Origin of the sequence: Myxococcus sp. MISCRS1 (assembly GCF_026626605.1) — a bacterium.
In the GTDB taxonomy this organism is placed as follows: domain Bacteria; phylum Myxococcota; class Myxococcia; order Myxococcales; family Myxococcaceae; genus Myxococcus; species Myxococcus fulvus.
The window spans coordinates 8,035,205-8,048,413 of the sequence record NZ_JAPNKB010000001.1 but is presented as its reverse complement, the minus strand read 5'-3'; the positions used below and the strand labels follow the sequence as shown (position 1 = coordinate 8,048,413).

The 13,209-nt window shown below is 68.4% G+C and carries 10 protein-coding genes and 1 pseudogene; 4 read left to right on the top strand and 7 right to left on the bottom strand.

Annotated elements, in window-relative coordinates; translation table 11 throughout:
• Positions 1-297: 297 nt before the first annotated feature.
• Complete coding sequence (locus OWM54_RS32195) at positions 298-2,973, bottom strand: hypothetical protein (protein WP_267699939.1); 2,676 nt, start codon at positions 2,971-2,973, stop codon at positions 298-300.
• Positions 2,974-3,295: 322 nt separating this feature from the next.
• On the bottom strand, positions 3,296-3,685 hold the full coding sequence (locus OWM54_RS32190) for a YciI family protein (protein WP_267699937.1): 390 nt from the start codon (positions 3,683-3,685) through the stop codon (positions 3,296-3,298).
• Between the two features lie 209 nt (positions 3,686-3,894).
• On the opposite strand from OWM54_RS32190, the pseudogene OWM54_RS32185 reads away from it, so the two are divergent.
• Positions 3,895-4,962 (top strand): annotated as a pseudogene (locus OWM54_RS32185) (DUF885 domain-containing protein); the annotation flags it as partial.
• 79 nt (positions 4,963-5,041) lie between these two features.
• Here the strand turns inward: OWM54_RS32185 and OWM54_RS32180 are convergent.
• The 3 genes from OWM54_RS32180 to OWM54_RS32170 all read right to left on the bottom strand — a co-directional run bounded on the left by OWM54_RS32180 (position 5,042) and on the right by OWM54_RS32170 (position 7,679).
• Complete coding sequence (locus OWM54_RS32180; protein WP_267699936.1) at positions 5,042-6,010, bottom strand: hypothetical protein; 969 nt, start codon at positions 6,008-6,010, stop codon at positions 5,042-5,044.
• Positions 6,011-6,301: 291 nt separating this feature from the next.
• Positions 6,302-7,117, bottom strand: a complete 816-nt coding sequence (locus OWM54_RS32175; RefSeq protein ID WP_267699935.1) for a hypothetical protein — start codon at positions 7,115-7,117, stop codon at positions 6,302-6,304.
• 139 nt (positions 7,118-7,256) lie between these two features.
• On the bottom strand, positions 7,257-7,679 hold the full coding sequence (locus OWM54_RS32170; protein ID WP_267699934.1) for a YciI family protein: 423 nt from the start codon (positions 7,677-7,679) through the stop codon (positions 7,257-7,259).
• Positions 7,680-8,011: 332 nt separating this feature from the next.
• On the opposite strand from OWM54_RS32170, the gene OWM54_RS32165 reads away from it, so the two are divergent.
• Complete coding sequence (locus tag OWM54_RS32165; protein WP_223781864.1) at positions 8,012-8,596, top strand: SRPBCC family protein; 585 nt, start codon at positions 8,012-8,014, stop codon at positions 8,594-8,596.
• Positions 8,597-8,682: 86 nt separating this feature from the next.
• Here OWM54_RS32165 and OWM54_RS32160 read toward each other — a convergent pair whose 3' ends face one another.
• Positions 8,683-9,915 (bottom strand): acetyl-CoA C-acyltransferase, encoded by a 1,233-nt coding sequence (locus tag OWM54_RS32160; protein WP_223781863.1) that lies wholly within the window; start codon positions 9,913-9,915, stop codon positions 8,683-8,685.
• A 165-nt stretch (positions 9,916-10,080) separates the two neighbouring features.
• Between OWM54_RS32160 and OWM54_RS32155 the strand changes: the two genes are divergently transcribed.
• Positions 10,081-10,695 carry a TetR/AcrR family transcriptional regulator gene (locus OWM54_RS32155; protein WP_223745230.1) on the top strand — a complete coding sequence of 205 codons (615 nt, stop codon included), beginning with the start codon at positions 10,081-10,083 and terminating at the stop codon, positions 10,693-10,695.
• Positions 10,696-10,984: 289 nt separating this feature from the next.
• On the opposite strand, the gene OWM54_RS32150 is transcribed toward OWM54_RS32155, so the two are convergent.
• Positions 10,985-12,271 (bottom strand): YecA family protein, encoded by a 1,287-nt coding sequence (locus tag OWM54_RS32150; protein WP_267699933.1) that lies wholly within the window; start codon positions 12,269-12,271, stop codon positions 10,985-10,987.
• 173 nt (positions 12,272-12,444) lie between these two features.
• On the opposite strand from OWM54_RS32150, the gene OWM54_RS32145 reads away from it, so the two are divergent.
• On the top strand, positions 12,445-13,197 hold the full coding sequence (locus tag OWM54_RS32145) for a hypothetical protein (RefSeq protein ID WP_267699932.1): 753 nt from the start codon (positions 12,445-12,447) through the stop codon (positions 13,195-13,197).
• Positions 13,198-13,209 lie beyond the last annotated feature (12 nt).

Sequence of the window (13,209 nt, the reverse complement as noted above, 5' to 3'; positions counted from 1 at the left end):
AGGCGAAGCCGCCCGGGCTCCTGCACCCCAGCAGCCCGCGATGGAGCGACGCTCGCAGCGAGGGCCCGCGTAGGAGAGGTGCGCCCCCTCCGCGCTCGTCGAGCGCAGGCTCGGTCGAGACACTTCAGCCGTCGGAACGGAAACGACGCGGATTCATGATGTTGAACGCACACTCTCCGAAGGAGCACGCCCGGCGCGAAGCCTCTCACCGGGCGAACTCACATCATCATGGAATCCTCACGCTGGAGCCCCGGGCCCCGGCCTGCGCCAGGCCCCGGATGCGACAGCCCTGCTCGCTCAGGGCATCCGAACCATGCGGATGCCGTACCAGTTCCCGTCAACCCGGGCCCGGCCATAAAAGCTGCCGGCTTTCATCGAGTACTTGTAATTGACCTTGGTGGGAGGGCTCCCCGGCGGACCTGGCACGCCTCCTCTTACGAGGTACCGGACGCCCGCGTTCGCATCGAACCACCACGTGTTCTTGTGGCTGTAGCACTGCGGCTTCTCGCCCCTGCCCAGGGCGTACTTCAACCGATGTGCCTCATCGAGGGCATTCACCATCTTGGTGTATTTCGCATACTTCTCGAGGTACGAAAAATCGATGGCGGCGATGATGTTCGTCTCGATGACCTTCCAGATGTTGTTGTAGACGGTGCCAACCACCGAGTTGAAGCCACTGCTGATCCATTTTGCGACATCGTCGGTCGTAATGGGTCTTCCGGGCCCGGGCGGATTGAAGTTCACAGAGATGTTCATGACCTCCACCGCCCAGTTGCCGACCTTGAAGTTCGCAAGCCCATTGAACTTGGGTTTCGACAGCGTCTGATACGTCTGGGGATAGGGGGCGATGAAGTCCGTGTCGAGCTTCATGTTTTCCACGCCGACGATGATTTCGTCGCCATACGACGGCCCCCAGTAGCCAATCCCCAGGAATCGCTTCTTGCGCTGGACCTTGGCCTTGATTTCTATCTTGTGGAAGCCAACCTCATTTCCGCTGATGCGGAAGAGGAAGCCCGGCGACTTCGCCTTGAACACGAAGCGCTTGTTGCCGAAGTTGATGGACTCCGAGCGACGGAAGTTGGAGCCCACCGTGTAGACCGGGTAGTTGATCGTCGTCGGGGTCTGATGGCAGCTTGGGGCGGGCGGCGAGGCCCCATCACAAATCCACTCCTGCAGCCCATCACCGGAATAGGTCTGCGCACACCCCGACGTGTTCCAGAGATTGGCGGGCTTGGGCGAGACCGGAACCGCGACGACGGAGTTGGTTCCAGGGAAGAACTTCCGGCAATAGGTGAGCGGGGGAATGTTCGCCCCCGAGGAGCAGTCCGAGTCCTTGAGCCACGCGCCACCCGGCGCCTTGTGCGCATTCACCTTCCCGCTCCAGTACGAAATCCGCCCCTGCTCCGCCCCCTTGTCACCCAACGACGTCACATCCCCGGAGAGGGAGGAGAGCATGAACGGGCTATCCTCCTGGCGCGAGCTCGCCTCGTCCGGCTGGGGCGCGGCCTCGCGGACAGGCTCGAGCCGCCCCATCGCGTCCGCGGCCTGGGCGGAGGCGACGCTGCCGTCCTCGTCGAAGCCCAGCAGCTTCAACGATGGCGAGCCCATGTTCCCCACGGTGCGAATGACGCCCGGAATGACCTGGAAGGAACCATTCGGCAGCGCCACCTCGCCGGGAATCGACTGGAAGTTGGGGTTCGTGTTCATCGCATAGGAGTTGGCGTTGAGCCAGGTCCGGAAGCTGGCGATGGAGGCCATGTCGACCTGGAAGACGCCCATGCTGGTGAGCTGGTAGAGCTTTCCCTCGACCACCATCTGCAAATCCCTGTCGACGAGCTGGCTCAGGGCCTCATCCGGCACCAGATAGGCCTTGAGGTCATCGACGAACTCTGCATAGTCGACGTCGACGATGGCATCTCCCGGCCGCTCTCCGGGACGGACGTTCTCCAGGTATCGTTTCGCGCTGACGAACGTGGAGGGCATTGCATCGGCGGGGCTCGTCGGCGCAGAGAGGTTGTAGACGACACTCCCCGCGCAATCGGTCGACGAGAAGCAGCCCATGCGCAGTTCGTACGCGCCTGTGCGGGCCGCGGTGTAGGTGATCCGGCTCGCGGTCGTACCGCATGCGTCGTCACTCACCGCGACTTCGACATTCCCGTCCACATCGACCAATCGAAGATACGTATCGCCAACGACACCGGTCCCCGACAGGCCGCAGGTGCCGACATCAATCGTCTGTCCCTGCGCGAGGTTGAGCGTCAGGGTCGAGAATTGGGTGGTGGCGGAGCCGGTGGCGGAGCCCTTGAACGAACGGACGCCGCTGACACCGCCGCCCGAGCTCGGGGATACGATTGAATAACCCACGGTGCCGCTACAGGCCCCATCCGAGAAACACCCCACGCGGACCTCGTAACTCCCCGAGGTCGGGGCCGAGTAGGAGATCCGGCTTCCCGTACCGCCGCAGGCATCGTCATTCGCCGCGACCTCGCCGCTGCCCGCCGTCAGGCGAAGATAGGTGTCTCCCGAGAAGGAGGCACCGGCGATGTCACACGTTCCGAGCTCCAACACCTGCCCCGCCTGCAACGACACCCAGAACGAAGCGTAATTGATGGTCGCGCTCGCGGTACCGACCGCGCTGAACGGCGCCGTCCCCTGACTGTCCTGACTCTCCTTGGATGTGGACTCCAGCGCCGAATAGAAGTTGATGAAGTCATCCACGGTCCCGAAACTCAGGACGCCTCCCGGGAAGTGGCTGTTCACCAGTAATGTCGGCGCGACCCATGGCTGCTGCGGGAAGACTCCGACGCCCTCCGTGCCTGAGCCCATGCCCGTGCCGGCGTCCCAGGAAGCCTCTTGCGCCTGGAGCTTCAGCTCTTCCTCGCTCGCGACACCGCCATCGAGGCAGGCCGTGAAGACAAACGAACACACCGCTAACGACAAGGTCGCGACACGCGACCTTCCTGCTATCAACATGGTGTACCCCCTGATGAACGTCACAATGCGTTGCCACGGCGCCGCGTGAGGGCTCGGCACGGCCCGGTACTCACGAGGCTGCGCGGCCTGACTCGAGCCCCACCTCTCGTCCCCTCGAGCCTCCGAGTGATGCGCGGGCAACGACGTCAGTATTCATCGATTGACAAGGGCACAGCCATCCCAGAAATCAGGGATTACGAGACCCGTCTCGTTTGAGCTCACACCGGGTGGCTAGAGGTCGAGACGGCATCGAGTCCGAGCAAGTCAGGGCAGGCCTCCGCGACGCAGCCGCGCATCAGCCCGGACAAAGCTCGACATGGAATCAGCGGGCTTGGTGGTGCGGGGCTCCTCGAGCGCTCAGCCCAGCAGCCCTTGCGCCACACCCTGACGCAGCACCTCGGTCGCTTCCGGGCAGGAGGGGACACCGGCGCGCCCACTCCAGCGCCTCCTCGCGCGTCTTCACCTGAATCATCCAGAACCCGGCAATCAGCGCGTCGGACGAGGCGAAGGGCCCGGTCGTCACCGTCCGCTTGCCTTGTGAGAAGTCGATAAGCGCACCGCGTGACGAGGGATGAAGTCCCGCCGCGTCGAGCAACACCCCCGCCCGCACCAGCTCATCGTTGTAGCGGTCCATCGCGGTGATGAGCGCTCGACTCGCCGGGCCTCCCGACTCCGTCTCCAGGCGGGCCTTCAACAACAGGATGAATCGCATCGTCGCGCCTTTCTGCGGTGCACACGCCACGCCTCCTCGCCCGCTCTCGCGGGTGTCGAGCCGTGGCTCCATTCGCGCGACGAATGAGACATGTCGAGATCGACACACCTGTGTTGCCCACCCACGCCCCAGGTATGCCACCCGGTGAGCGCGCGGAGGGCGTGAGCGCCCCGTGAGTTTTCCGGGCATTTCAGCGGGAGCAGGCGCGGTGTCTCGCGGCCATCGACGCGTACATCCGCTTCCTGCGCGAGGACCTGCTGCCGCGCTCGAAGGGTGACTTCGCGATTGGCGAGGACACCTATCGCCAGAAGCTCCTCTACGAGGAGGGCGTGACGGAGAGCATCGACTCGCTGCTCGCGTGGGGGCACGCGGAGATGAAGCGCACCCAGGCCCGGTTCCGCGAGGTGGCGGGCCGGCTCGGGCCGGGCAAGGCGCCCATGGACGTGTACCGGGAGCTGAGCAAGGAGCACCCCACGCCCGCGGAGCTGGTGCCCACCACCACCGCGACGCTGGAGGACATCCGCGCGTTCCTCATCCGTGAGCGCATCATCACCGTGCCCAGCGAGGTCCGCGCGCAGGTGGCGGAGACGCCGTCCTTCAACCGCTCGCTGTCCTTCGCGAGCATGAGCACGCCCGGCCCGTTCGAGCAGCGCGCGACGGAGGCGTACTACTACGTCACGCCGCCGGACCCGACGTGGAGCGCCGAGCAGACCGAGCAGCACATGAGCTTCTACAACCACCACGCGCTGCCGCTCGTGTCCATCCACGAGGCCTATCCCGGACACTACGTGCAGTTCCTGTGGACCAACCGGGTGGAGTCCAAGGTGCGGCGGCTGCTCGGCTCCGCGTCCTTCTCCGAGGGCTGGGGCCTGTACACCGAGCAGATGATGCTCGACGAGGGCTACGGCGGACGCTCGGGGCAGGGCGCGGACAAGCTGCGGCTGAACCAGCTGGCGCTCTACCTCCAGCGGCTCGCGCGCTACGTGGCGGGCCTGTCCCTGCACACGCGCGGCATGACGTACGAGCAGGCGGTGCGCCTGTTCGAGGAGGAGGCGTTCATGACCAGGACGAACGCGGAGCGCGAGGCGCGTCGGGGGACGTCCGACCCCACGTACCTGGTCTATGCGCTGGGCAAGAAGATGCTGATGGACCTGCGCGAGGAGGCGCGCGTGAAGTGGGGCAAGGACTTCTCGCTCCTGCGCTTCCACGACGAGGTGGTGTCCTACGGCTACCCGCCCGTGCCCATCGTCCGCCAGTTGCTGCTCGGCGAGGAGTAGCGCCCTCGAGGGCCAGCGGCACTCGAGGCGCTGCAGCAGGTGACGCGTGACGGGGCTGGGAGGTCCCAGCCCCCACGCTTCACGCCACCGACTCGCTGCGACGCTCCGGGGGCGGCGTGGGCTCCAGGACGACAAGCCCGTAGCGGCTCGAACCCTGGTTCTCCGAGGCGAATTTGCTCTGTCGCTGCACGCAGTCGCTCACCTGCTGGGCGGCATCCGGGCCGGTGAAGGTCTGGGTGAAGGTGCCTCCCTGCGGCGCCGACATGCCCGCCATGACCCAGTTGCCGGGCGCGGACTGGTGGATGCGGTACTCGTCCTCGGAGACGCGCTCCACGATGACCCAGTGCCCCGTCGCGTCGCCGTTCGACGTCCCGTCGCCGTTCAACGGGCGCATGACGATGGCGCGGGACTCCCCCACGGGAATGTCCGCCAACGAGGTCAGCGTCGGCGGGGAGTCCATCGAGGTATCCGTCTCGGAGGTGAAGGTCTCCACCGCCTTGAAGTCCAGCGACTCACCGGTGGAGGATACCGGCAGGCTCACCGCGAGGCCTGCCTCGGGAACCTGCTGCCCCACGACCTGCGCCCAGACGGCCTCGGAAGAGGTCTTCTCGTAGTCCGCCGCCGCGCCGTCCCGTGTCGCCTGCGAGGACCACCCCGGCACGGCGGCCCCCAGGAAGTCCCACGCCAGCGTCGCGCACCAGTTGGCGTTGTCATCCTCGCGCACCGCCTGCGCGTCCGGCTCGATGAGGTAGACGGAGTCGTCCTGGCGCCGCACCTCCCCCAGCCACGCGTATCGCTCATACGGCACGTCGACCGGGCTCCACGTCTCTCCGTCATTCAGGAAGGCTTGCCCTGCCTCGGGGTCCCAGGTCGGACGCGTCGGCTCGGGCGTGGGCGTCTGCGCCTGGAGCAGGTGCGTCGTCGCGACGCTGGAGGTCCCACCGTCCAGCAGATGGGCCCTGCTCCTTCCCCTCGCGCCCGGAGTGCCCACGAATTCATCCACGGGCCCTCGCACACCGCCCGTCTTCACCGGGACCTCGGACGACACCTGAGCTCGGGCCTCCCGCGGCGGGACGTACACCCGTGCCTGTGGTGACGACTTCACGCGCCAATCACTCATCTCCCCCTCGCTTCTCCAGCCCCCCAAGGGCCGGCTCATTCAAGCCCACGAATCTACCACGGGCAGTGAACAAGAAACACACGAACGAGCCCACCCGCCGACGCGGAGAATCCCCGGGTCCCCGCGAGCGACACCTCGGTGGGCTCGAGCACCTGTCGCGGCCCGGGTCTCTCATCGGGACTCCCAGGGCCGGCGCCGAAGGTCTCCAACAGGAGGTCGTCACTCCAGCAGGCGCAGGGCCGCGGCCTGACGCAGCACCTCGGCGAGCACGTCCATGCCGGGCAGCGAGCTCACCGTCCGCACCGACACGTTGTTCGTCGACGTCTGCGTCGAATCGCCCACCACGAAGGGAAGCGGACGTCGTCCCAGTCGCAGGAGCCGCTCGTCGTGGAAGGCCTCCGGTGCCCGCTCGCACAACCTCCGCATCAGCACCGCCATGTTCGCGATGCGCGAGGGCTGCATCGCCGGGCCCAGGCAGGAGAACTCCATGCCGTGCTCGCTCAGCAGCGCCCCCTGGCCGTCGCGAGAGAAGACGTAGATGACCTGCGTCGTCTCCTCCGACTCCTGCCGCACTGTCTTCGCCCCCGTGCGCGGCAGCATCAGCCCATGTGAGGCGATGGCCAGCCCGTAGGCCTTGGCCACCTCCATCTTGCTGGGCTGCTCCTTGTGCTCGCTGCGCGTGCGCACGGAACTCGCGCCTCGCAGCACCACCGCCACGTCACGCCAGCGCCAGGACTGCGTCTCACCGGAGCGCGCGCTGAACGTCACCGCGTCCTCGCCGAACGTCACCCGTCGCGCCGCGAGCCACTCACGCCCCAGCCCCTGCTCGTCCACCGCGAGCACCGCGAGCCCCTCGCTCCGAAGCGCCTCCACGAGCGTCTCCGCCGCCTCGGGCGCGAGCCGCGCCAGCAACGCCGGCGCTTCCGGCGCCAACCGCATCCGCGCCTCCGCCAGCGCCATGCCCGTCACCGCCGCCAGCGCCTTGGCCGCAGACTGCATGTCCGGCGCGGCCTCCACGAGTGCCACCACCTTCATGTGCCCACCTCGCTCTGACGGCAGTGGAGCACGTTTCGCCGCGAAGGGCATGAGGGGCGCGCCCACCTCCACCGCGCCGTGATGCCCCCGCTGCCGGAGCGTACTTCCGGCCACCTCGCCCCCCTGAGAGCCGCTCGACTCAGGAGCGTGAGCCCGCCGCGCGGGGCCATGCGTCCTGCGCCACCGGCTCGCGCGCCAGCTCCGCCAGCTCGGTGGGCTCGAGCACCTGCCGCAGCTCGATCTGCGCATCGTCGCTTCCGGGCAGGAGGGGACACCGGCGCGCCCACTCCAGCGCCTCCTCGCGCGTCTTCACCTGAATCATCCAGAACCCGGCAATCAGCGCGTCGGACGAGGCGAAGGGCCCGGTCGTCACCGTCCGCTTGCCTTGTGAGAAGTCGATAAGCGCACCGCGTGACGAGGGATGAAGTCCCGCCGCGTCGAGCAACACCCCCGCCCGCACCAGCTCATCGTTGTAGCGGTCCATCGCGGTGATGAGCGCTCGACTCGCCGGGCCTCCCGACTCCGTCTCCAGGCGGGCCTTCAACAACAGGATGAATCGCATCGTCGCGCCTTTCTGCGGTGCACACGCCACGCCTCCTCGCCCGCTCTCGCGGGTGTCGAGCCGTGGCTCCATTCGCGCGACGAATGAGACATGTCGAGATCGACACACCTGTGTTGCCCACCCACGCCCCAGGTATGCCACCCGGTGAGCGCGCGGAGGGCGTGGGCGCCGCGTGAATTATCCGGGCATTTTCGCACGCCGGGATTCCCCAGCAATGCCAGGAGGTTGCGCCGTCCAGCGCGGGAAAAACGAGGGTCGTGTCGATCCCCCGAAAGGCCGTTCGTCGCCCTTTTGAAGCCGGGATTCCAACCCACCCCCCAGGGAGAACTCACATGGCCAAGATCATTGGCATCGCTATCGTCATGCTCATCGTCGGGCTGGTTGCCTTCATCGCCACCCGTCCGGACTCGTTCCTCATCGCGCGCAGCCGAGAGATCCAGGCGCCGCCGGAGGCCATCCACGCGCTCATCAACAACTTCTCCGAGTGGCGACAGTGGTCGCCCTACGAGAACGTCGACCCCAACATGACGCGCAGCTACGAGGGCCCCGCGGAGGGCGTGGGCGCCACCTATGCCTACCAGGGCAACCGCAACATCGGCTCGGGCAAGATGACGATCCTGGAGAGCAAGCCCGGCGAGCTCGTCGCCATCCGCCTGGAGTTCATCGAGCCCTTCGCCGCCGTCAACCGCGCGGACTTCACGCTGCGCCCCGGTGAGAAGGGCACGCTCGTCACGTGGAGCATGTCCGGCCCCAACACCTTCATGGGCAAGGCGATGACGGCCTTCGGCTTCATGGAGTCCTTCGTGGGCGGTCAGCAGGAGAAGGGCCTGGCGGACCTGGAGACGGCGGCGAAGGAGCTGGCGCGCAAGTCCACCCAGTCCGCGCGCAGCGAGGCCTCGCCCGCGCTCGCCCACTAAAGCCGCTCCTTCCCCACGCGTCCCCAGGGCCGTTCCCTGGGGAGGACACCTCGATGATGCTGATGATGCTGTTGGGACAGCTCGGCTCAGCCGCGCTCCAGCACCGCCGCCACCGCCTGCCCGCCACTGGTGCACAACGTCACCAGCGCGAGCGACTTCCCCGTGCGCTCCAGCTCGTCCAGGGCGGTGCCGACCAGGATGCTCCCCGTCGCGCCCAGCGGATGGCCCAGGGCGATGGCGCCGCCGTTGACGTTGACGCGGTCGATATCAATCTCCAGCGCCCGCGCCGTCTGTAGCACCACCGCGGCGAAGGCCTCGTTGACCTCCCAGAGGTCGATGTCCCGCGCCTTCAGCCCCGCGGCGTCCAGCGCCTTGCGAGACGCCATCGCCGGCCCGGTCAGCATCAGCACCGGGTCGCTCCCCACGGCGGACACCGAGCGGATCCGCGCCCTCGGCTTCAGGCCGTGCGCACGCACGTAGTCCTTCGACGCCACCAGGATGGCGCCCGCGCCGTCCGCGATTCCGCTCGCGGTGCCCGCGGTGTGCAGGTGCCGCACGGCGCCCGCGCGCGGGTAGGCCTGGAGCGCCAGCTCGTCGAGCGTCTCACCGTTCGGGCCCTCGACGCGCGCGCCGAGCTGCGTGAAGGCGGGCGCGAGCGCGGCCAGCTTCTGGGCCGTCGTGTCCGGGCGCGGGTGGTCATCCGCCGCGAGCAGCACCTCGCCCGTGTGCGGGTCCTTCACCGGGAACAGGCTCCGCAGGAAGCGCCCCTCCGCCTGGGCGCGCGCCGCGAGCTGCTGCGAGCGCAGGCCGAAGGCATCCAGCTCCTCGCGCGTGAAGCCCTCCAGCGTGGCGATGAGGTCCGCGGAGATGCCCTGGGGCACCTGGAAGAAGCGCCGACGCAGGTCGACGTTGCCGCCGTCCGTGCCGCCCCCGTCCGCGTTGAGGCCGTAGCGGCTCATCTGCTCGACGCCGCCCGCCACCACCAGGCGCTGGGCCCCGGAGGCCACGCCCATGGCAGCCACCGACATCGACTGGAGGCCGGAGCCACAGAAGCGGTTGAGGCTGAAGCCCGGAATGGAGAGGGGCCAGCCGGCGGCGAGCACCGCGTTGCGCGCGATGTTCGCGCCCTGCGCCTCGATTTGCGACACCGCCCCCACCACCACGTCGTCCACGTCCGAGACGTCCACGCCGGTGCGCAGCGGCAACTGCTTCAGCGTCTGGGCCAACAGCTCCTGCGGGTGCAGCCCGCTGAGCGCTCCCTTCCCGGGCCTCGCCCGGGCACGCGGAGTCCGGACCGCATCCAAGATGTAGGCATCCATCGACCAGCCCTCCATTCACGGGCGACGTCGCGCCACCCTGTCTCAACAATATTATGGACATAATATGGTCGCAACCCGGAGGTGACGAGGAAGCGGACGGAGCTGGATGGGAGGCGGCGCGCACCCCATGACGTGTATAATGGTGTACAGCGAGGTGAGAGTCGGATGCCGCATCCCCCGGAGCAGAAGCAGTCCACGCATGAGCGAATCCTGGAGGCCGCTGGAGGGCTGTTCCGCCAGAAGGGCTTCCTGACGACGAGTGTGGACACCGTGATGCGCGCGGCCGGGCTGACGGTGGGCGGCTTCTATGCGCACTTCGGCTCGAAGCAGGCGCTGCTCATCGAGTCGCTCCAGCGCATCATGAGTCGCCAGCGGGTGGACTGGCCGCAGGGGCTGGAGGACCTGAAGGGCGCCGAGTGGCTCAACCACCTGGTGCGCCGCTACCTCTCGCGGGCCCACCGGGACGCGCCGGTGCCGCCGTGTGCCCTGCCCGCCGTGCTGTCGGACGTGGTGCGCGGCGAGGCGGAGCTGAAGCAGGCGCTGGCGGAGGAGCTGAACCTGACGGTGGAGAGCTTCACGCCGCACCTGTCCTCGGACGAGCGCGCCACCGCGCGGGAGCGGGCCCTGGCGACGTATGCGCTGTGCGTGGGCGCGCTCACGCTCGCGAAGGCGACGGCGGGCAGCCCCATCTCCGATGAGGTGCTCAAGGCGGCCCGCCGCGTGGCGATGCTGTCGGCGGAGGACTCGCGGGTCGCGGAGAAGAGCGACCCGAAGAAGTAGGAGCCGCGGGCTCTGGAGGCTGACGAACCGCGGGCACTTCTCCCGGACGAACAGCGCGTGTCCGCCAAGGACTCGCAGGCCCTGGAGAAGAACGTCCTCACGAAGCGGGGGCGTTGTGACCGGGCAGTTGACGCCCGCGGAAGAGAGCACGCGACGGTATCTTCCACGAACGCGGGGAGACGACCGGCTGCGTCGTCGGGGGTCACCCTGGCGCCAAGCCGCTTCAGCGCTTGTCGCGACCCTGACTCAAGGTCGCGACGCTCGAGGCATCACGGGGTGGAGCCGCGCGTCACTCCGGGGTGGCGGCACGCAGCGCCACCGGGTGTGTCTTCAGCCATTCCTGGCAGCGCTGGATGCGCTCGGCCGACGCGGGCAGGTTCATCCGGAGGAGCAGCTGCCGGTAGGGCTCGAAGCTCTCGGGCGTCCAGGTGGTGAGCGCCTTGAGGTCCGCGAGCGCCACCATCTCCTCCGCCGAGCGCCCTTGAGCCTCCTGCCTCGCGGTGAGGAGCGCGGCCAGCGACATGCGCGCGGGCTCGGCCTCGAAGGCGATGGCGGCGTCCGCGTAGAAGGCACGCAGGGCCTCGTCGACCGCGGCGTCCTGGGACTTCTGGCGCATGCGGTTCAGCATCCCCACGAGGAAGTCCTCGTCCAGCGCGCCCTTCACGCCGCGCAGCAGCGCTGTCACGGCCTCGCGGCGCTGCGCCGGCTCCGCCCCCTGCGGCAGTCCCTTCAGGGCCTGCATCGGCTCCCAGAGGACACAGGTGAGCCAGAGCTCCTCCTCGGGCGCGAACACGGGCGGAGTCGAGGGCTCACGCAGCTTCGCCTCCACGCGCGCCGCGCGCTCCTTGGCCTCGCGGGCGATGCGCTCGGCGAGCCCGGGGTCCTCCTTCACGTAGTCCACCAGCGCGTCCACGTCGCCGTCGCGGGCCTGCTGGAGCGCCTTGCGCGCCTCCTCCGACAGCGAGCCCTCCGACATCCCGCTCGCGAGCAGCTCGTACTTGGCCAGCCACTCCTTGTGGCGCGTGCTCCACTCGCGGAACTGCACGTCGAAGACCACGTCGAGGATGGGGTTGTTCTCGGGGCGCAGGCGGCTGGACGCCTTCGAGGCGCCCGCGATGACGGCGCAGGCGCGCAGCGCGCGCTGGTCCTCGGCCGGGAGTCCAGGCTCCTCGCTGCGCGCACGCAGCACGGCCGCGAGCCGGTCCAGGAACGACTTCGTCGCCAGGGCCTTCACGGTGCCCACGAGCAGCTCCCGGTGGGCCTGGTTGGCGTCCAGCGTCTCCACCTCGGAGATGCGCGCGAGCTCCTGGCCCACGTGCTTGTCGAACGCCTCCGCGTCGAAGCGCAGCCCGGGCCCGGGCCCCCACTCCGCGAGCAGCTTCCCGAACCGGTCCAGCGCGACGGCCAGGTAGCTCACGTCCGGGTTTTCGAGTTCCTTCCGGACAGCGGTCTGCCCCGAGGTGGGGGCAACAGGCGGCGCGGCGCGGGCGCGGTCCTCACTGGCGTGGCAGACCTTGTACTTCTTGCCACTGCCACAGGGACACGGGTCGTTTCGGCCGGGCTTCTTCTGACTCAAGGGCTGCGCCTCTCGGCTCGCGGGGGCGAGCGGTGGAATCCGCGCGCACCGTAGCAGGAGGCCCCCGCCCCGGGCAGCCTGCTGGCGACGCCCTGTCGGGAACCGAGCCAGGACCTTGGACGTCTCGACAACACCGGGCCGGGTCCTCTCTGATGCTCGGTGAGGTGACACACATGGGGAAGCAGGGGCTGTTCATCGCGGTGGCATCGACGGTCGTCCTCCTGTCGGCCTCGGGCCAGGCGCGGGAACCCGGGTCCACGCCGAAGGCAGGGCCTGGCTGCGCGAAGACGGTCCCCCTCACCGCGAAGCTCGTCGAGGACGCGGCCGAGTCAGGTCTCCAGGGCGTCGAGTCGCGGGACGACCTCCTCATCGGCACACTGCGCTACCTGAGGGAGCCCAGCGAAGCCGCCGCGGCCGCGAGCGGAACCGTCCTCTTCCTCAAGGGTCCGAAGGGCTGGCGCGCGGTCCTGCCTCAACACGAGGAGAACGAGGTCGGGCTCTATCTCGCATCCAAGAGCCGCAAGCTCGTCGTCGTCACCCAGCGGCAGATAGGAGACCCGGGGCAGTCGTTCACCGTGGTGGTGACGAGCAATGACTTCGCCACCTCGACGTGCGCCACCCTCCCCTTTCCGCGCGAGCTGAACCAGCCCACCTGGAACGGCGAGTACCTCTCGCCGCATGACCTGGACCTCGACTCGCGCGGACGGGGCGTGCTCATCGGCACGGCGTTGCTGGAGCGACAGGAGGAGCCGCCACGCACGCTGTGGTTCAGCTATGCCACGCGCGACGGAGGCAGGACCTGGGGCGCGCCCCGCTCACTCCCGGGTCAGCAAGACGCGCCCTCCGGCACGCTCGCTCCGGCGCGGCGAGTGGAGGCCCCTGCCCTCATCGCGGACCTGCGCGCCTTTATCTCTGGAATACATTGAATTGCTGCTCAA

What these genes read in the sequence shown, in the direction of transcription:
- OWM54_RS32195 (WP_267699939.1), bottom strand. Translation starts at nt 2,973, where the DNA reads ATGTTGATAGCAGGAAGGTCGCGTGTCGCGACCTTGTCGTTAGCGGTG.
- OWM54_RS32190 (WP_267699937.1), bottom strand. Translation starts at nt 3,685, where the DNA reads ATGCGATTCATCCTGTTGTTGAAGGCCCGCCTGGAGACGGAGTCGGGA.
- OWM54_RS32175 (WP_267699935.1), bottom strand. Translation starts at nt 7,117, where the DNA reads ATGAAGGTGGTGGCACTCGTGGAGGCCGCGCCGGACATGCAGTCTGCG.
- OWM54_RS32170 (WP_267699934.1), bottom strand. Translation starts at nt 7,679, where the DNA reads ATGCGATTCATCCTGTTGTTGAAGGCCCGCCTGGAGACGGAGTCGGGA.
- OWM54_RS32165 (WP_223781864.1), top strand. Translation starts at nt 8,012, where the DNA reads ATGGCCAAGATCATTGGCATCGCTATCGTCATGCTCATCGTCGGGCTG.
- OWM54_RS32160 (WP_223781863.1), bottom strand. Translation starts at nt 9,915, where the DNA reads ATGGATGCCTACATCTTGGATGCGGTCCGGACTCCGCGTGCCCGGGCG.
- OWM54_RS32155 (WP_223745230.1), top strand. Translation starts at nt 10,081, where the DNA reads ATGCCGCATCCCCCGGAGCAGAAGCAGTCCACGCATGAGCGAATCCTG.
- OWM54_RS32145 (WP_267699932.1), top strand. Translation starts at nt 12,445, where the DNA reads ATGGGGAAGCAGGGGCTGTTCATCGCGGTGGCATCGACGGTCGTCCTC.